This is a genomic window from Streptomyces sp. 3N207 (assembly GCF_052246355.1).
Classification (GTDB): domain Bacteria; phylum Actinomycetota; class Actinomycetes; order Streptomycetales; family Streptomycetaceae; genus Streptomyces.
This window is the reverse complement of sequence record NZ_JBQQBV010000002.1, coordinates 117435-136250: the sequence shown is the minus strand read 5'-3', so window position 1 is coordinate 136250 and position 18816 is coordinate 117435. Positions and strand designations below refer to the sequence as shown.

The window sequence follows — 18816 nt, the reverse complement described above, 5'->3', positions numbered from 1 at the left end:
GGAACGTGTCCAATTTCCCGCCCCATCCCCTGTCTCTACCCGAGGAGTTCGTCCTGCTGTCCCACCTCCCTTCGGGCAAGGTGCACGGCTCCACCCGGGCGGCCATCGGCTGCGCGGCAGCCGAACTCGGCGAACTCACGCTGCGGCGCAAGATCCGCGTCCGGCCCTGGAAAACCACCGTGCTCGGCGTCAAAGCCGACGTGACGCACCGTGCCGGGATCGAACTGCTCGACACCACCGCCGTCGGCCTGCCGTGGGCGGATGAGGTACTGGCTGAGCTGAGCCGCTTCCCCGTTTCCAGGGAGGGGCGCATCAGCATCCAGCGATGGTTCCGGGGGCGCCATCAAGCGTTTCCGCTGCACACGGCGGCGCTCACGGAGCGCGGCGTACTCCGCCAACGGCCCCGTTTTCTCGCGGGGAAACGTAGCTCTCCCGACCATGCAGTGCGCGATGCACTGATCACGGAGCTCCGGGCGATCGGGTCCGGCCACCGCCATGTCGACGCGCACGGGCTGTTCCTGTGCGATCTGATCTGCGCCGTCGGGCTGCGCAAAACCCTGCGCATCCCTATGGGCCTGCGCTCGAAGCCGTACCGCAGTCGCGGCGCCGGATCGGCGGAATCCGTCCCCGAGGACCTGCGCCACGCCAGTACGGCACTCACCGCCCTGATTCCGACCAGCGACAGTCTGCTGGGCAAGCCACGCGTATGAGCGGCAGCCCGTGGTTCGGCAGGCCATGTCGAGGGCGGAGCGGTACCGCACGTCGTCCGGGGCCGCGCCGGAAGGCGGCGGTGTCTCCGTAGCCGCGTCGGCCACGGCGAGGGGGACATCGACGCCCCCAGGGCCGCCCCCGTCTCGTCGAGAATGCCAGGGCCAGTGGCCACTTCCCGGCATGGCCCACGTCCGGCGGGATGTCGCACTGCCCCGCGACGGACCGCCTTGGCGGGTCGGCCTGCGGCGAGGCCGGATCCCAGCTCCTGGGAAGGAACAAGCGCCGGCCGAACTGATCCATGCGCAGCCCGGTGAACGTCTCCACCCATACCCGCCCGGCCCTCAACACCCCGGCCATACAACGGAGATGCTTGGATCCTGTCCCAACATTGTCAGTTGGCAGTTGTGCTGAGCATGGGGAGTGGACTGTGGGGATGGATCGTTCCGGACGGCTTGTGGGAGTTGGCGAGGCCGTTGCTGCCGCCTGCGCGGGTGCGACCGCAGGGCGGCGGGGTCGCGAACATCGATGATGAGGCGGTGTTCGCCGCGATCATCTACGTTCTGGTCAGCGGCTGCGCCTGGCGGACACTGCCGCCATGCTTCGGCGCGTCGAAGTCGGCTGTTCATCGTCGGTTCCTGATCTGGTCCAGAGCCGGGGTATGGGGTCGGACACCTCCCGGCCGAAGGCTGGGGGAGCCGCTCGCTGCTTCACTGCGGATCAGGGGATGGCCCTTAGCGGGCTGACCGCACACTTTCACCGGCTTTGGGACACCGACGTACGCCCGCGAGGAGGCGCCGTCGGCGTGCCGGTGGACACGGACCGGTCACCTTGGCTGCCGTTGTCACGTGTGGACCGTGCCGGTGTTCACCGGCCGCTTGTCCTGTTTGCGTTGCACGGCCCGGAAGTCGTCGGCCAGGCCGTAGCTCTCGGCGGGCTTCGACGACTTCCCTTCCGGCCGTGCGGTGCGGCTCGCGTACGTGGAGGTGAGCAGCCAGGGCTTCTTCTTCGGCCCGAAGTCCTTCACGCTGGGCGCTCCCTGGACGACCTGGTAGGTGGCCACGGCGAGCCGGCCGGTGTCGCGGAATTGCTTGAGTTGGTTCCTCAGGTAGTGCCGATGGCTCGCGTACCAGGAGCTCATGGCGAGGAAGTCATGCCACTGGCGCTGCGGCCACGGATGCTCGATCGCCTGCCGGATCGCCTGCCACACCCTGGTGTCCGGGGCCATCTTGTAGCGCTCGGCGAATTCGCGGGGAATCGGGTCGCTCAGGTGCCGGCTCCACAGCTGCACCAGGGAGAACTCGGTGACGAGGAACTTCTGGCCGCCCCCGAGCCGGGGCAGCACGAAGTCGAGGTAATCCTTGGCGTCTTTCAAGCCCGCCACGTGGGGGTGGATGTCCACGCCCTCGATGCCGTCCGTCTTCCGGGTGAACTCCATCCATCGCTCCGCCCCGCGGCTGCGCCACTCAGGCTTCTCAAGGTGGTTGAGCGCGCCCATGTAAATGCGAGTGCGGCTGGTCTTACCGCTGTGCTTGGCACGGTAGGCGAGGACGTGTTCGGCGACCTTCTCGTAGAAGTCGCCCAGCGGGCCGTTCCAGTCCTGCTTGCGGCTCTCGATGAACGGCTCATTGCCGACGACGAGGATGTTCACCTTGCCCATGGCGGTGTCCAGCACCTTATCGACGTGGGCCAGTAGGTCGTTCATCTCGGAACTGTCAGGGGGAGGGAAAGGCTTGTCGTTGTGCGGCAGTTTGAGGCTCAAGATGGTGCCGTAGCCGCGCCGGGAGGCGTTCATCAGGGCGTCGATGGCACGATGCTCCTGTGAGCCGAGGTCCTTCTGGGCGTGGACGGCGACGAATCCGCGCAACCAACTGGCTTCCACACCTTCGAGTTCGGTAAAGCCGATACCGTTCGGCTCCTCGTTGAAGTTGCCACCGAGCGCCCCGTCTGGAGCCGACCCGCCCCCGGAACCGCCCGAGCCTCCCCCGGAGCCGCCTGAATTGCCCGAACCGCTCACACCGTCGCCGCCGTCCGCGCTGCTGCCTTTCTCCTTGCACCCGGCTGCCAAGAAGACCGCCCCCGAGGCCCCGATCAGCCACCGCCGCGACACTCCGAAACCGTCCTGATTCACGTGCTTTTCCTTCCCGTCGTGGTGTACGTACGGCATCCAGCGAGCAAAAACCGCGCGGGGAGCCGGAGCCGGTGGAGTCCATGCCAAGTGCCACGACCTGGCCGCCCGCGGCGGGCGAGCAGGCAGCGTCATGCCTCGCGGCCATCTGGACGACGAAGGCCTCGTCATCGGTGCTGAGCAGGCGGGGACGGCTCCCGCCTGCCTGAGCCACTTACTGGCCGTTCCCGGCCTGGCCGCCGCTCTGTGCTGCGACGAGAAACGTGTGCGCTGCACCATGCAGTCACGGTCTTACTGCTTGCCGGTTCCGACGGGGTCGACCGTGATCTGCTGGTCGGAGCCCTTGACCGGGAGGGTGATGCTGGCCCGCAGCTTCTTGGAGTGGGTCTCATTGGGCGGGGTGACGACGATGCTGCTGACGCGCACGCCGGTGCCGCCGGTGTTGTTCGGCGGGTAGTGGAGGGTGAAGCGGGTCGCCTCGCCGGACTTGAGGGTGACAGCCCGTGCGGGAAGATTGCTGCGCTGGGCGCTGAGGGGCTTGGAGGAGTACTTGGTCCTGAGGTCGACGCCGGGGAAGCCCTTGAGTGAGCAGGCGTCGCCACCGGTGTTCGTGAGGCTGACGATGAGGGTGCCGTCGGCCATGCCGTTGGAGGTGCCGAAGCCGAGGTCCGCCGTCTTGCAAGGGCCGGTGTTGATCTGCCCGTTGCCAGTGCCCGGGGCGGTCTCGGGAGCCTTCGAGTCATCGCCGGTGTTCGTGGCGTTCTTGTCGGATGCGCTGCCGCCGCCGGAGGTCCCGCCCGAGGACGAGGAGGAGGACCCGGAGGTGTTCGTGCTCGCGTTGGAGTCCTCGTTGCCCTGGCAGGCGGTGAGTGAGAGCCCCGCGGCGAGGGCCAGGGCGGCGAGGGTGAGCTTGTGAGCGCGCATTGTTTTTCCTTTGCGGTCGGTGCCGTCTGCCCGGCACGAGTGAGCGTTGCCGATCACTCCGATCCGCCCGGCCCATGAAATGTTCACGCCCGCCCGCCCGCCTTACATAGCTGTTACAAGCGCCCAAGGGGACACCGGCGTTGTCACCGCCGGGCGCGCACCGCCCGAACCCACCGGCGCACCCCCGCCCCCGCGCCGCCGTTCGACCCGGAGAATGGGGCCCGAGAGCCATGTGGAGCGCCGTGTCGGTGCGCGCTGCCGCCCGCCGGACCGCCGGCTTCCGCGACCCTCACCGTGGATCTCCACGGCCGCCGACCGCTGAAACAGATGCGTAACCGACCGGGCATTGAACACCGGCGTTCGGTGTGCTCGTCCCCGGCCGAACCCCGATCTTCCGAGGCAGCGCACACCGCTGTGGGCACGACGAGCGCACGCAGATAGGCGAAGGCCTTGAGGTCTCCTGCGTGTTTCAGGCCGCCGAGTCCGCGTATTCGGCCGGGTGTCGCGCCCAGCGAGCAGTGCCGCATGGGGGTGCGGCCGGGAGCCCCACCGTGCTGCACCCGGTGGCGACGGAGATCCTGACCGCCTTCGTGGACCGGACCACGCCCGGGGATGCCGCCAAGATCCTCGGCCACCTCATGCAGGACACCGTTCACGAAGCCGTTGAGGCTCTCACCTCAGGCCGGCGCCCTGGTGACTGAGGCCCCCCGGGGCGGCACGCGACGAGGAGATCAGCCAGCGCCGGCGTTCGTGGGCACCGGAACCTCCTTCTTTCGCGACACCACCCAGGGTGTCTACGACGAGCCAGTGGCGGCATTTCCATCACGGAGCAGAACGCGGCTGCCTACCGGGCCTTGCTGGATCCAAGGCGCGGACCACGGTGGTGCTGGAACAGCGGCGCCAGGTGGCAGCAGTGTCAGCTTCGTCCGCCAATACGCGGCGACCAGCAGCACTCCTTCCTCCAGCGGCAGGCTCCACGGTCGGCCCTCGCGCCCCGGATCTGCCCCCTCGCGCCGCAACCCGCGACGCCGACAAGTCGGAACGGCACCGGTAGTTGCGGTAGAGGGCTGTGGACGGCCGAGGATCACAACCTCACGATGAACCCTGCACCCAAGGCCGTGCAATGTGGCGGTCGCCCTCTGGGGCGGCCGAGGATCGCGGCTCCTGGTGCGTCCTGACGGCGCAGACGGATACGGTCCCCGGCGGCGGTCGCCCGTCGTAGCCGCAGGTTCGAGTCCTCGGGAGGAGCTTCCACCCCACCGTTCCAGCTCAGGCGCCGACCTGAGCCCCACTCCTGCGACGGCTTCACGACTGCCCGCGCCGGATTACCTTCCCCTCGGCGTCATGGACCTGTTCGCACGTCTCCCAGACGATCTGGTCAGCGCTCGCAGCATCGCGGAAGACGACCGGGGATGGCTCCTTGGCCTCCTTGCTGACCTCCGTGCCGAGTGGGCGCAGCTGCCTTCCGAGCTGCCGACGAGCGCCCTGGGATTCACGAGCAAGCGATGTACCGCCTCCCGTGTCTTCGCGGCCGGGGAAGGCCACGACCTTGGGGGCAGCCGCTGGGATGACCGCGTCGGACTTTCACCGTGAGCATCTCTCGCCTGGAGAGCCCAACTCGCGTGGACCGCGGCGAGGACACACCCCCCCAGGGCTGTCAGGGTCGGCGTGTGCCGAGCGCGAACCGCCGGGCACCGTGCTCAGCCGATGCGCACAGCGCCCGACGGGCAAGTGTCCGCTGCCTCCTCGACGGCCTCGTGCCGGGCCTCGCCGGGGTACTCCTGCAGCACCACGACGAGGCCTTCCTCCTCGTCCTGGTCGAATACATCGGGAGCGGCGAGGACGCACTGTCCCGCTCCGACACAGACTTCTCGGTCTCCGGTCACGTGCATGGAAGTCTCCGTTCTCACCAGGTGACCATCAGTTCGTCCACGCCCTGAATGGTGTCGCCGCGGCGGGGCCGCAGTTCTGTTGTCGGGGTACCGAGCCGCAGCGTGGGGAAGCGTTCGAAGAGCAGTGGGAGCGCGATCTGCAGCTCGAGCCGCGCGAGGTTCTGCCCGAGGCACTGGTGCACGCCGTAGCCGAACGTGTTGTGCTTGCGCGAGTCCCGGTGAATGTCGAACTCTTCCGGCTCGGGGAACATCGCGGGATCGAAGTTCGCCGGCCCGTTCGGGATCAGCACCCCTTCGCCCGCACGGATGTGCCGGCCGGCGATGTCGATGTCCGCCGTGGCCACCCTGACCCCTGTGGTGTCCGCGACGGAGGTGTAGCGCAGCAGTTCCTCGACGACGCCGGGCACGACACTGGGGTCGGCGCGGAACGCGGCGAGTTGATCGGGGTGTTCCAGCAGCATCAGGGTGCCCAGGGTGATCACGTTCGCGGTGGTCTCATGGCCCGCGACCAGAAGCAATATGGCGATACCCGTGAGGTGGTCCCGGGGCAGCTCGCCGCGGGCGAGTTCACCGTTGGCCAGCCTGCTGATCAGCCCGGGCCGCGGGTTCTTGATCGCGGCATCGACCAGCGAGTCCAGGTATTCCACCAGCTCTGTACGAGCGGCGACGACTTCCTCCTCGGCGGCACTGCGTATCATCCGCCTGCTGGCATCTTCGAAGAACTCGTGATCGGAGTACGGCACGCCGAGCACTTCGCAGATCACCAGGGACGGGATCGGCACCGCGTAGTTGGCGACCAGGTCTGCGGGCGGGCCGGCCGCGCGCAGCTGCTCGGCGGCACGTTCCGCGATCTCTTCGATTCTCGGGCGCAATTCATTCATCCGCTTGACGGTGAACTCGGGAATGGTCATGCGCCGGTAGTAGCCATGTTCCGGCGGGTCCATACCGATGAACGCGGGCGGCTGGCTGCGAACGGCCGCCCCGCGTGACGAGATCAGCGGGAAGTTCGGGTTGGTTCGCTTGGCCGAGAGCCGCGGGTCGCTGAGCAGCGCGCGGGCCTCTTCGTACCGCGTGACCACCCAGCCGAGCTTGCCGTCGTAGAGCTCGACGCGGTGCAGCGGCCCCTGCGCGGTCAGTTCGGTGTAGCCGTGCGGCGGGCGGTACGGGCAGGTACGGACCTGCGGGTAGGTAATCGTCTCTTCCATGTGACACCTCAAGCGTCGTGGACTATATAGAGAACGCACCGTTCTCTAACGAGAATAGACTTCTGGAACCGCCGAGCGCAACGTAATACCGTGAACAGCATGATGAGCAGCGCGACCGATCACCGCCGGGGGCCGCGCAGGCGTGGCGCCGAGTTGGAGGAGGCGATCCTTCGCGCGGCGCGTGAGGGCCTGATCGAACGTGGCTACGCGGCGCTGACCATGGACTGGATCGCCAGCAGGGCGCGCACCAGCAAGGCCGCGCTGTACCGCAGGTGGAGCAACCGTGCCGAGCTCGTGGTGTACGCACAAGGGCAGCTGGTCCGCTCGCTGGTGTCCACGCCGGACACCGGGTCCTTCGCCTCGGACACGCACGCACTGCTGCGTTCGCTCGCCGACCTGATGGATTCCGAGTACGGCGAGCTGCTTCGCGGAGTGCTCGCGGAGGTGACGAAGAACCCGGAACTTGCCGCCGAGACACGAAGACAGCTCCTCGAGACGGGGCCATACCTGGTCGACGAGATCTACCGGCGCGGGATCGAACGTGGTGAGGTGCGCCCCGAACTGCGGGGCACGCGTGTCATGACCGTCGCACAAGATCTACTGCGCAACGAGTTCGTGATCCGCGGGACGCCGATCACGGACACCGTGATCAAGGAGATCCTCGACACCATCTACCTGCCGCTGGTGCGGGTCCAGTAGTGCGGGGCTTGTCGCCCATACCACGTAGCACCGAGCCGGAGCGGATCAAAGCCATGCCGAGCGGCTCGTCCAACAGGATCAGCCCACCGTGGTCGCGACGGTGCTCGGCCGAGGCTGATCACCTGATTGCGACCTGACCGGGCATGGCAGACGAGTAGACCCTCACGAAATGCGCTCCGGGGCAACTGGCACTTCCCGTCCGGTCTGCGCGGTACGGGGTTTCCCCAGGACCGGACAGCAGCGATCGCCAGGACCCGACGGCAGTAACCGTCGCGGACACTGTGGTCACCGTGCGGGGGCCGCGCCGACCGGAGTGGTACTTGAGGAGGATGCCCACAGGTCCGCATCTGTGGGGACGGCAAACGGCTGGTGGCGGCCTACCGTGGGCGGTATGAGCGACCCGATGAAGACCGCGAGGGCGGCTGCGCCCACGGAGACCGCGCTTGGCTTCAGTGTTCTGTCGACTGTGCGTCAGGATCTGTTCGCAGGTGCCTTCGCACCACGCCCGCTGCCGCCACGCGCCGAGCCGCGTGCGGACGGACCGCTGCGCCGGCTGCCGGCCGGGATCCGCCGCCGGGTCCGGTGGGCGCCGCACACGGTCGTCGGCGTGGCTGCGGTGTTCGCTTTTCTCGTCGGGCTGGCCAAGGGCGTGCAGTTCCATTCGCTCTACGCGCTCGTGACGTTCACGCTGTGCTGTGTGACCACCGTGCCCATCGCGCTGATCCTCATCCGGCCCGTCGGCGCCTACTGGATTTCCTACGCCAGTGTGCTGCTGTCACTGGTGTATGACGACCAGTGGGCAGCGCTGGCCCTGTTGTGCCATCTGATGGTGATGGTGCTGGTGGTGCTGCGCACCCGGCCGCGTCTGGCCGTGGAAATGTGGGCGGTGACCTTCATAAGCGGTGCCCTGCTGCTGGCGCTGGCACCGGGCACGACGGGGAACGAGCTCCCGCAGTTCGCGGCGGGCTCGGCCGTGGTGCTGGTCGCCGCGGGAGCCGTGCGGGCCTGGCGGGAGGAACGGCGGACCGTCGTGGCGACACAGACGGTCAAGGAACAGGAGCGAGCCCAGCGCACCGTACTGGAGGAACGCGCCGTCATCGCCCGGGAGCTGCATGACGTGGTCGCGCACCACATGTCCGTCATCGCCATCCAGGCCGAGGCGGCACCGTACCGGGTCCGGAGCACGCCGCCCGAACTCGCCACCTCCTTCACCACGATCCGCGAGAACGCCGTGGCAGCTCTGGCCGAACTGCGCCGCATCCTCGGCGTAGTACGCTCCGGCGACTCCGACCCGTTCGCGGACGCCGCCCCCGAAGCACCCCAGCCGACCCTGGCCGACCTCGACACGCTGATCGAGAGCATGGGTGCGACCGGGCTGAAGGCACAGGCCGTCGTCACCGGCGCTGTCCGGCCCCTGCCGCAGGGCGTCGAACTGTCCGCCTACCGCCTCGTGCAGGAAGCACTCAGCAACGTGCTGCGGCACGCACCCGGCGCCTGCGCACGCGTCGAGATCGCCTACGTTCTCGGCGGGCTGGGGCTGCGTATTGTCAACGGCAGCCCCGACCGCCCCGCCACCCCCTCGCCCGGCGCCGGGCACGGCGTGCTCGGCATGCGCGAACGGGTCCAGGTGCTCGGAGGCGAGATGACGGCCGGACCGGACGGCGACGGCGGCTACGAAGTCGCCGCTTTCCTGCCCGTGGACATGCCCGCTTCGGCTGCCCCGGCCGTCGGTGGCGGCCCGGCGGACAAAGACGGCAAGGAGGCCACCGCGTGATCCGGGTACTGATCGTCGACGACCAGGCCATGGTCCGCGAGGGCTTTTCCGTCCTGCTCGGTGCCATGCCCGGAATCGAGGTGGTCGGCGAGGCCGAGGACGGGCACGAGGCGGTCGCGAAGGTCACCGAGCTGCGCCCCGACGTCGTCCTGATGGACGTACGCATGCCCCGGATGAACGGGCTGGAGGCCACCAGGGAGATCGTGGCCGCCGACTGCGGTGCGAAAGTGCTGATCCTGACCACCTACGACCTGGACGAGTACGTCTACCAGGCACTGCATGCAGGGGCCGGCGGCTTCCTGCTCAAGGACGCCCCGGCCGAGCGCCTGGCGGAGGGCGTCCGCGTCGTGGCCAGCGGCGAGGCCCTCCTGGCCCCCACTGTGACCAAGCGGCTGCTGGCCGAGTTCTCCAAGCTCGGCCGCGCGCACCCGCATCAGCACGAACGCGTTGCAGACCTCACCGAACGGGAGACCGAAGTCCTCGTGCTCGTCGCCCAGGGCCTGTCCAACAGCGAGATCGCCTCCCGTCTGGCGGTCGCCGAATCGACCACCAAGACCCATGTCGGACGAGTACTGGTCAAGCTCGGGCTACGAGACCGCACTCAAGCGGTGGTGTTCGCCTACGAAGAAGGACTGGTGACACCGGGCGGCTGAACCCCGCCCGCGACCGGCGCGGACGGCGGTCTCACAGACCGCATCCTCCCAATGATTCACATATGGCCGGCGTTCATGACCGGCTACTCCAGTCAGGAATCGTTGCCAGGCTGCGGCGGGCCGGCTCACCGCTGACGACTGGGCTGATCGCCCTCGAAAGCGCCCTCGAAAACCCGCCTGTCCGTGGCGAGCACCCGCCTCACCACCTCCGAGTGCCGCGCCGAGATGGCCGACCGCTTCGCCCTTTGGAACCAGCTCACTGGCCTGACCCGCGGCACGGGCAGACAGCCCCTCAGCACGCCTCACCTCACCGTCCTCGCCGACCTCGATGGGATACGGCTTCATCGAAGGCCAGTCGGCTTCTGGGAAATCGGAGTTCTCCGTCGTAGAGCGCCGGACGGATCTCGTCCAGGTGCTCCAGGCCGGCAGTCTGGAGACGCATTCACCCCCGGCGTGAACGCCGGGGCTTTCTGCAAGAGTCCCGGTAAGGCGTCGTTCCCCCAGCGTCAGACCCACCACCATGCCTCCCCGACCAGGATGCCTCCCCGACCAGGCGAGATCAGCAGAGCCGACGAGGCACTACCAGCTACGGGCTTCGTACCGCCCGTCGCTCAGCGAGTTCCGAAGTCCTTTCGGGAGTCCCAAAGTCTCTTCGGGTTGCTGTGAACTTTTCCGCCGGAGTGGTCATCGAACGCAGTGCCGGGCCAATTAGGAGCCGAATGAGAGCACTTGCCCGGATGCCCGCTGCGACTTGGCCGACGGGCAACCATCGCAGTCGTTCGCCCATGTGCGCCGCAATACAGGAGGATCTCAGTGCGTCAGAAAGCAAACACCGGCCGGGGGAGATCAGCCACCGCAGCGCTCACGGTCAACCGGATCGTGGGAACGACCGTGGTGGTGGCGGGTGTCGCCCTTGCCGGTGCGCTGTACGCGGGCGCCTCACCCGCCGACCACGACGCGGCCCCGGCCAAGGCCGCCGCGCCGACGGCGGACTTCGACGCCGATGGCCGGGCCGACGTGGTCGCGACGGCGCCCGAGGGGAGTGTCGGTAACAAGTCCGCGGCCGGCTACATCACCGTCGTCCACGGCTCCGACTCCGGCGCGGACACCGGGCACCGGCAGGTCATCAACCGGGACAGCGCGAACATTCCGGGCGACGCCACCGCGTCACAGCGGTGGGGAGACCGCACCGCGGCCCGGGACTTGGACGGGGACGGAGCGAGCGACCTCGTGGTGGGCTCCCCGGACAGCACCACCGGCCTGACCGTCGTGTGGGGGGCCAAGGGCAAGGGACTTACCGAGGGTGTGACGCTGCCCAAGGACAAGGCCGACTCGCACGCCTTCGGCGCGGGTGACTTCAACGGGGACGGCAACGCCGACCTGGTGACCGGCGCCGGGGGCGACGAGATGCGGATGCTGTACGGCCCGTTCACCCGCGAGGGCACTCCGGCCTCGACGGACGAGTTCACCTCGGGTGAGGACTTCGGCCCTGACCGCATCATCACCGGCGATGTCACCGGCGACGGCGTCGACGACGTCGTCACCACGCACTCCATGGAGGAGAGTTCCCACTCCTCCCGCTTCTGGAAGGGCACCAAGGACGGGCTGAGCACCAAGCCCGTCGAGATCGACGACGCGGTGGACGGCACCGTCGGCGATGTCGACAACGACGGTCACGGCGACCTGGTCATCCGTACCGTCCCCGACGGAAGCGTCGAGAACCTGCCCAACGACCACGGCACCGTCAAGGTCCTCTACGGCACCGAGAGCGGCCCCAGTACCAGCCGCACCACCACCCTGTCCCAGGACAGCGCCGATGTGCCCGGCACCAACGAGGACGGCGATGAACTCGGCGCCTCCCTCAGCGCGGGCGACGTCAACGGTGACGGCTACGCCGACATCGCCGCGGGCGTACCCGGTGAGGACGTCGGCACCGACGCGGCGGGCAAGGACACCGGTGCCATCATCCAGTTCTACGGAGCCGAGGGCGGCTTGGGCGGCACCGGTGCCAAGAACTACGACCAGAGCACCGCGGGAATCCCCGGGGCCACCGAGGGCGAAGACCGGTTCGGCAGCGCCGTCTCCCTCCAGGACGCCGACGGCGACGGGCACGACGACCTCGCCATCGGCGCACCCGGCGAGGACGGTACCGAAGAGGAGCCGGAAGCCGGCGCCGTATGGGCCCTGCCCGGCACGGGCGACGGCCTGTCCACCGAAGGCGTCGTCTCCTACGGCCCCACCACGCTCGGCGCACCCGCCTCGAACGCGGGTCTGGGGACGAGCTTCCCCCACTGAGTTCCGCGCCGCCACAGCGGCGCGGTCCGGGTCGCCCCGTCGCTCCCCCCGCAACGGGGCGACCCACCCTTCGAAACGCTGAAAGAGAGCGGCTGTCGCACAGTCATCACCTCGCACACGCACCACCCCGAAGGAGAAGCACATGCGCAGAAGGCTCACCAAGGCTGTTGTCATGCTGGTCGGCATCGCGGCCTTCGCCGGTCTCGGAGCGACCACGGCCCAGGCCGCCGACGACAGGCCCACAAAGATCAAGATGCACGACCGCGCGCACTGCGAAGCGTGGGGCAAGCTCTTCGTGAACGCAGGAAAGATCAAGGGCTACCGCTGCGTCGAGCAGATGAGCAACAACCAGATGTATCTGATCCCGATCTACTGACCTGACCGGCGCCGGTCTACTGACTTCACGGCGCCCGTCAACAGATCTGACGGCGGTTTGCCCCCGGTCTCACCCCCGCCTCGGGTCCTCGGATCCCGCGAAGCCCCGCGGACGCGTGGTGGATGGGTCCACGCGCCCGCGGGGCGGGCAGTTGCCGGCGGTGCTGGGCAGGCCGTCACATGGCCAGGAGGGCCGGATCAGCCCACGAGCTTCCACGCGTGGTCGTCGGCACGGTTGCAATCTGCGGTCCCCAGGTGTGCGTCGCCGTCGCGGGTGCCGACCTTCGAGCTCCTGATCTCCAGGCACTGCTTGTTACTGGCGTGGTTGCGGATCCAGTACTTCCCACCGCCCCGGGGCTCCAGCCACCACAGCTGGTTGTCCTTGGAGGTTCCGTTGCAGCCGGCCTCCCTGATCCGGGTCGCGGCGTGGGCGCCGCTGCCGGGCAGGTCCATGCACAGGCCGTCCTTGACGTTCCGTATCAAAAAGAGGTCGGTGTTGTGAGGACCCGCCTTCTCGCGTTTCACGTTGAAGCCCCAGACCTGGTTGTCCGCTTTGCCGCCGTGGCAGGAAGATTGCCCCACCGAGCCGCCGACCTTGCCCTTGCCCTTGCCGGGCAGGTCGGCGCACAGGCCGGTCATGGCGTTCTTGAGCGTCTTCTTTCCGCGCGAGGCGCCGGGGGCGGCTACCAGCTTCTTGTAGAGCTTGGTGAGGCGCTGCGGACTCGGCTTTCTGGCGCCGGACTTGTCGGATTCGGAATCGCCCTCTTTATCCTCCTCTGCGGAGTCTGCGTTCGCGTCCGGACCGCTCGCGGTTCCGCCCGTGCCCTTTTCTCCTTCTGACTCTTCTCCCTTCTTGTCCCCTGATTCCTTCTTATCCGTTGATTCCTTCTTGTCCCCAGCAGACCTATGGCCCCGATAGGAGCCTTCCTTGTCGTCGCCGTTCGGGATCGTCATACCCGCAGCCTCGGACTTGTCCTTCGGCTTCTCGTCGTCGTTCGCCCCGAAGGCCGCCAGCGGAAGGGCGATCAGGAGCACGCCCCCAATGGCCGCGGCAGCGAGCAGCGACTTGGTGGGGCGGCCCGACGGCGGATCTTCCTCTCCCGTGTCCGCGTCGGCTGACGCCCCCGGAGGGGCGCCGGCCGTTGCTGCCAGAAGACCGGCCCTCTCGCCCGCCTGCGCTCGCTGACCGGCCGTCGCACTCGGTTCGGAGGACGCGGAGGACAGCGATGTCGTCGCGCCGGAGGGCGATGGGGTTTCAGAGGTCCCTGGGGCCGCGGCGGGAGGAGGCCCGGATGTGCCGGCAGTTGCGGCGGAGCGGGCGGCTGCGCCCTCCGACGCCGTGACCGGACCACTCGATTCGTTCGGCTCCGACGGGCCCGGTTCCCCTGCTGGGCGGCGGCTCGAGTGGGGCAGCAGGGACTCGCCCGGCCGGCTCGGGGTCCCGGGCAGCGGGACGGCGCGGCGAATCGCCAGCCCTTGAGAGCTTGATGGTTCCTCGTTGGGCATGTGTCTCCCTTTCGCTTCTCGGAGCCTGGTCAGTCGGTCGGTCGGTCATCGGACGGCACCAGGAGCCGGGCCCGCGGCGTAACCGTCCTGCCCCAGCGGCCCCTTGCACAGGTCCGGCCAGGAAGAGGGCTCCGCCGTCGGTGGTCCTGGTGCGACCGGGTGAGCGCGCAGCGCCTCATCCAGCCGGTCGAGTGCGGCGCGGTCATGGTCGTTGAGCTCCGTATCCCGGGGTTCCGCCGCCGCGGGCGCTGAGCGTTCGTTGGCGGGTACTTCACGAAGGAGCACCAAGGGGGCGTCGCTGTCGCTCTTACGCACATCGAGTACGCGCAGCAGCGTGCTCGGAGCGAAGACGATCTCGTTGCGGCCCGCGGCAGCGGCGGACCCGCTCGCCAACTGCCGTACCCGACGGCCGGTGAACGACCAGATGACGTACTGCGCCCCATCCGGCCGCGGTACGCCGGTGGCTGGCGGCAGCGCGCCCACGGGGGCCGCATCCCGCAGGAGGGTACCGGGCGTCAGACCGTCATCCTCGTCGGTCCCCCGGAACGCGACGCCGCGGTACGAGGGCATCCGGCGCAGCGCGGAGCTCACGCACGCCGCGTAGGCCAGCAGCCCTCCGTCGCCCGCGCGTAGGCCGCGTGCGAGTTCGCTGTGGCTCAGCGGGCCCTCTGCGGTGTGCAGATACACGTGCAGTGCGATCAGGTCGACGCGCGCCGCCTCCTGCTCCGCGCCCCGCAGCGCAGGCATCCGGGTGAGGGCACGGGTGACGGCCGCACTGTGCCGCTCCCACACCGCGTCAGCCAGCGCCCGGAACGCTGTCTGCTGCGCTTCGGTACTGACGTGACCGGGCAGGAACGGGGCCGCTGGAAGCGGACCGGAAGAAGCCCGGGGCCGGGGCTGCGGCCTTGACGTGGCGGGTGCGGAGGTCGCGGATGCCGCGGGGGACACGGGGGCGGGGGACGCGGATGCCGCGGGGGCGGGGGACGCGGGAAACGGCGATGTGGGTTGCTGAGGCCGTGTCCTGGCCTCCGGCGTACGTGGCTCGTGCGGCGACGGGGTCTCTGCGGATGCCCTTGGAGGCGGAGCGGTTGACGAAGTCTGTTCGCGTTCCGCTCGGGGGGTGGGCGCTCGCAGCGGCCCAGGAGCGGGTGTGCGCTCCTCCTCTCCCCCGTCTCCGTCAGCGCCCCCGTATCCGTCTCTGCCGTCGTCTCCGACGGCGTCGAGTCGACCGGCCTCATCGTCCCGTCGTGTACTCGCCGCCGATCGCTCCTGGCGCCCGGAGGCCCCTGGACCCTCGTGGCCCTCTGTGCGTGCGGGCCGAGGGGGAGGTGGTACCGGGTCCGTCTCGGCGGTGCCGCCGTTCCCGGGCGCCCGTCCCCGGGCCTGTTCCGCGGCTCCGGCAGAGGGCGTCTCGGTAGCGGCGAGCGCTTCGGACGCTGTGGGTGTCGCGGTGGTGGGCCCGGTTGGTGCTACTGATGGGAGGTCTGTCTTGTGGGGCGTCAACTCCGAGGCTGCGTCCGATCTTGTCGGGCGTATCGGCGGGGACAGGAGCGGATCCGGTTCCCCGTCAGTGGCACGCGGTGGAGGGGCCGTGGAGGCAGGCGTCGCCGTTCCCGTGCCCTGCGGGGCGGGCCCCTTGCCGGCGCCGAAGCGGACGGCGCGCAGGCCGTGTTCGGCCGCCGTGCGGCGCAGCCCTCGTCCGCCGTCCGCGCAAGTACCGTGGACGAGGAGCCGGGACCTGGCCCGTACGCCGGGGTCGAGTTGTGCCAGCAGCCGGCCGAGTTCGGGGAACAGCGAGGCGTCGAGGGGCCGGCCGGGGTGGCCCAGTTCGATCGCCGGGCCTTCCGGGTCCACGGCGCGCGCCGCCGCAGACGGAAACCCGTCGTCGGTATCGGTGATCCACAGGCCCGCTCTGGTGACCGTGACCCGCCACTGATCGGAGAGCGCTACGGAACCGTTCTCCGCGCTGCCGCGGCCCGTGACCGGCAGGCTCCAACGCAGCAGCCGAGGGCTCGGCGCCGACGCGTCCTCCTCCGCCGGGACGCACGCCACGGCCTCCACGAACGGCCACCACCGGGGGGCGCCGTCGGCACCGACGACCACGGACCGCACTGTGCCGGTCCCGGCCCCGTCGTACGACAGCAGCGGCATCCCGGTGTGGACCGCCACCTCGGCATCGAGCGTGTCGGCAACCGACTGGCCGGTGCGCAGGATGTCGTGGGAGCCGGCCGGGACGAGCCGGACGTGGGCCCGCACCGCCTCGGGCAGGGCTTCGAGTACCTCGACGACATCTGCCGCGGTGACGCCCCCGCCCTCCGCACCACCAAGCAGCAGCGCGGGGTCCCGGGGGTCGGCCGGTACGGCGTAGCAGAGGTCGTCGACGCGGACCGGAGCCGCATCACGGGACCGGGCCAGCAGGCCCGCCGGGATCTGGTCGATGACGCAGCCCCCGGTGGTGTCGGACACCCGCTCGACAGCGGTCTGCCAGTCGGGAGCGGGCTGGCGGGAGCCGATCCGCACCGGCTCCGCTCCCGGAGTGAAGCGCCACCAGCCCCCGCGCCCCGTACCGGAGTCGGAGCGCCACTCGGGGACGAAGAGTCCGCCACCGGGTACCACGAGCGCGAGGCCGTCGGGAGCGATCACCTCGATCTCCCAGGCATCGGCGATCCGGCGGGCCGGCGCAGGGTCGTGCGGCCGGTCGTCCCCCGCGGCCGACATGACGAGGCGAACCGCGCCGACACCGTCCGCGCGCAGCGAGTCGAGCAATGCGCCGAGCCGCGGCCACAGGTCGCCGGCCGAGCTCGCCTCGGCTCCGGTGATCACGGTGACGGTCTGCTCGGCGGCGGCGGTGAGGACCTGGGCCAGGTCGTTGACGTCGGACATGTTCAACGTGTCGTCCGATGCTGAACGGAGCAGCACGACTCCGTCGTACTCCTCGACCATCAGCGCGTCTGCCGGCTCGGTGCCGGTGTGGCCACGGGTGGTGTCGTTGCCGGACCGGGTCCCGTCCCTCCCAGGCGCAGCGGCGGACCATGGCAGTACGGAACGGAGCCGGGCTCCGCGCCTGCCGAACCACCGCGATCGGTTGCTGTCGTCGGAAGGGCTCACGCCTCTCCTCCTCGCTCAGCGACCGACTGGCGAACTCTCGTCCCTTCCGGCCACTGCTCGGCTGAACTTGTGTGCCAACTCCTGGGGTTGCTCATGCGGTCGTCGCCCTATGGTGCAGAAGAATGCGGTGATGTCGGGGTATTACCGAATTACGATGCTGGCTCCGGATTTTCGCTGTCGTGAAGGAACCTTTTGCACATGTTCATGAGGCTGTTCATGAGGGTTCCCCGGATTTCGGTTTCCGGCGGGACGTGGCGGTCGCGGCTTTCTTGGCCTTGCTCCCGGGCTTGGGCTTGTGCTCGGTCTCGTCCTTGTTCTCGGCCTCGGACTCGTCCTTGTTCTCGGCCTCGGGCTCAGCCTTGTTCTCGGGCTCGGGCTCGGGCTCGGGCTCGGCCTCGGACTCGTCCTCGCCGCTCACCGTCCGGGGTCGAGGCGTCGCCCCCTCCTCGTCCTCTCCGGACGGTGACTCCCCCTCCGCCGAGGCTTCTTCGGCCGCTTCCATGACTTCTGCCAGACCCTCGGTGTTCATCACCATGCTGACCGGGGCCGAGCTGTTGATGCACAGGCTGTGCCCTTCGGGAACGCGTGCGATGAAGTCGCGGGCCTGCACCCGCTCGAATCCCAGGCGTCCGGCGAGGTGCAGGTAGCGCGGTGAGGTGAAGACCGGGATCACGGGGGTGCCGTCGGGTGCCGACGCGCGTACCGGGTCGCCGTCCGCCGTGACGAGTACGGCCAGTTCGGCCTTGGCAAGAGCGGTGGTGACGTCATCCGCGGGGCCGTAGCCGGTAGTTGCAAGCTGGATGGCGGCGTCCACGTCGTCGTCGGGTTCCGGCCAGCCCATCGCATCCGGCGAGGGACGGTAATCCTCGTTGTCCTGCCATTCGACGATCTCGCCGTCGTCATCGGAGCGCCACTGGCCCACCACAGCCCAGCTCGGCGGCGGCCCTTCACCCTGCCAGGCGGGGTCCGTCAGGTACAGCCAGTGGTTCGGCGCGAGGCGCGCCGCTTTGACGAAATCCTCGGGCGGGGCGAAGTCCAACGTGACCGAATCCTCGGCACCCGAGTCCACCGTTGCCGAATCCTCGGTGGCCGAATCTTCGGTGGCCGTGGTGCTCGTAGCCGTGGCGTCGGCGGCCTCGGCATCTGCGACGGGGGCTGCGTCGCTCGACTCACTCATCTTTTCCTCGCTCACTGAAACTTGCTGGGATGTACGGGGGTGGTGCTGGGACAGTCACTGACGTCCTGAACTGGTACCGACACACGGCTCCTGAAGTGAGATGCAGAGAACAGCCGAAAGGTTCGCGACTCGTCCGAACCGCCACTCTTTAACGTCGGCCCGGAGCCCTGTCCGTCATGACGCCGCCCCCTTCGCCATTCGGGCCATTCGGGCCGGCACTGTCGGCTTCCGCCGTGGCATGCCGTCGATAGTGAGGTACCGGTGTCTGGTGCTGGTGTCCGCCCCGCGGGACGAACGACTCGGAGCCGGACGTGCCTTCAAGTGCCGTCCGCGCACCGGCCCGGGCCCTCCCTGCGCCGGCACGACTGCGGG

General features: G+C 69.1%; 13 protein-coding genes and 4 pseudogenes. 8 read left to right on the top strand and 9 right to left on the bottom strand.

Annotation, left to right across the window (positions count from 1 at the left end; all coding sequences use genetic code 11):
• Window positions 1–5: 5 nt before the first annotated feature.
• Window positions 6–710, top strand: a complete 705-nt coding sequence (locus ACTWP9_RS03465; RefSeq protein WP_443244445.1) for a GPP34 family phosphoprotein — start codon at window positions 6–8, stop codon at window positions 708–710.
• A 276-nt stretch (window positions 711–986) separates the two neighbouring features.
• Here ACTWP9_RS03465 and ACTWP9_RS03460 read toward each other — a convergent pair.
• A pseudogene (locus tag ACTWP9_RS03460) lies at window positions 987–1068 on the bottom strand (IS5/IS1182 family transposase); the annotation flags it as partial.
• 56 nt (window positions 1069–1124) lie between these two features.
• On the opposite strand from ACTWP9_RS03460, the pseudogene ACTWP9_RS03455 reads away from it, so the two are divergent.
• Window positions 1125–1379: pseudogene (locus ACTWP9_RS03455) on the top strand (transposase); the annotation flags it as partial.
• Between the two features lie 173 nt (window positions 1380–1552).
• On the opposite strand, the gene ACTWP9_RS03450 reads toward ACTWP9_RS03455, so the two are convergent.
• Together ACTWP9_RS03450 and ACTWP9_RS03445 are read right to left on the bottom strand one after the other, a co-directional pair.
• On the bottom strand, window positions 1553–2839 hold the full coding sequence (locus tag ACTWP9_RS03450) for a hypothetical protein (RefSeq protein WP_443244444.1): 1287 nt from the start codon (window positions 2837–2839) through the stop codon (window positions 1553–1555).
• A 288-nt stretch (window positions 2840–3127) separates the two neighbouring features.
• On the bottom strand, window positions 3128–3760 hold the full coding sequence (locus tag ACTWP9_RS03445) for a DUF4232 domain-containing protein (protein WP_443244443.1): 633 nt from the start codon (window positions 3758–3760) through the stop codon (window positions 3128–3130).
• A 551-nt stretch (window positions 3761–4311) separates the two neighbouring features.
• On the opposite strand from ACTWP9_RS03445, the gene ACTWP9_RS03440 reads away from it, so the two are divergent.
• Window positions 4312–4461: a hypothetical protein gene (locus ACTWP9_RS03440; RefSeq protein WP_443244442.1), complete on the top strand. Its 150-nt coding sequence runs from the start codon at window positions 4312–4314 to the stop codon at window positions 4459–4461.
• A gap of 210 nt (window positions 4462–4671) precedes the next feature.
• Here the strand turns inward: ACTWP9_RS03440 and ACTWP9_RS03435 are convergent.
• The 3 genes and pseudogenes from ACTWP9_RS03435 to ACTWP9_RS03425 form a co-directional block, all read right to left on the bottom strand.
• A pseudogene (locus tag ACTWP9_RS03435) lies at window positions 4672–4782 on the bottom strand (IS5/IS1182 family transposase); the annotation flags it as partial.
• A 678-nt stretch (window positions 4783–5460) separates the two neighbouring features.
• Entirely contained in the window at window positions 5461–5652 is a 192-nt protein-coding gene (locus tag ACTWP9_RS03430) for a ferredoxin (protein WP_443244441.1), read from the bottom strand.
• A gap of 14 nt (window positions 5653–5666) precedes the next feature.
• Entirely contained in the window at window positions 5667–6857 is a 1191-nt protein-coding gene (locus tag ACTWP9_RS03425) for a cytochrome P450 (protein ID WP_443244440.1), read from the bottom strand.
• 99 nt (window positions 6858–6956) lie between these two features.
• Between ACTWP9_RS03425 and ACTWP9_RS03420 the strand changes: the two genes are divergently transcribed.
• The 5 genes from ACTWP9_RS03420 to ACTWP9_RS03400 all read left to right on the top strand — a co-directional run bounded on the left by ACTWP9_RS03420 (window position 6957) and on the right by ACTWP9_RS03400 (window position 12654).
• The gene (locus ACTWP9_RS03420) at window positions 6957–7556 is read left to right on the top strand and encodes a TetR/AcrR family transcriptional regulator (protein WP_443244439.1); all 600 of its coding nucleotides are present in this window, start codon (window positions 6957–6959) and stop codon (window positions 7554–7556) included.
• Window positions 7557–7947: 391 nt separating this feature from the next.
• Window positions 7948–9330, top strand: a complete 1383-nt coding sequence (locus ACTWP9_RS03415) for a sensor histidine kinase (protein WP_443244438.1) — start codon at window positions 7948–7950, stop codon at window positions 9328–9330.
• Window positions 9331–9359: 29 nt separating this feature from the next.
• Window positions 9360–9983 (top strand): response regulator, encoded by a 624-nt coding sequence (locus ACTWP9_RS03410; RefSeq protein WP_443244827.1) that lies wholly within the window; start codon window positions 9360–9362, stop codon window positions 9981–9983.
• Window positions 9984–10796: 813 nt separating this feature from the next.
• Window positions 10797–12278 (top strand): FG-GAP-like repeat-containing protein, encoded by a 1482-nt coding sequence (locus ACTWP9_RS03405; protein ID WP_443244437.1) that lies wholly within the window; start codon window positions 10797–10799, stop codon window positions 12276–12278.
• Window positions 12279–12420: 142 nt separating this feature from the next.
• Window positions 12421–12654, top strand: a complete 234-nt coding sequence (locus ACTWP9_RS03400) for a hypothetical protein (RefSeq protein ID WP_443244436.1) — start codon at window positions 12421–12423, stop codon at window positions 12652–12654.
• Between the two features lie 197 nt (window positions 12655–12851).
• On the opposite strand, the gene ACTWP9_RS03395 is transcribed toward ACTWP9_RS03400, so the two are convergent.
• The 3 genes and pseudogenes from ACTWP9_RS03395 to ACTWP9_RS03385 form a co-directional block, all read right to left on the bottom strand.
• On the bottom strand, window positions 12852–13688 hold the full coding sequence (locus ACTWP9_RS03395; RefSeq protein ID WP_443244435.1) for an RICIN domain-containing protein: 837 nt from the start codon (window positions 13686–13688) through the stop codon (window positions 12852–12854).
• 516 nt (window positions 13689–14204) lie between these two features.
• Window positions 14205–17267, bottom strand: coding sequence for a hypothetical protein (locus ACTWP9_RS03390; RefSeq protein WP_443244434.1), 3063 nt, complete (start codon window positions 17265–17267; stop codon window positions 14205–14207).
• Between the two features lie 490 nt (window positions 17268–17757).
• A pseudogene (locus tag ACTWP9_RS03385) lies at window positions 17758–18336 on the bottom strand (type VII secretion system-associated protein); the annotation flags it as partial.
• Between the last annotated feature and the right edge of the window lie 480 nt (window positions 18337–18816).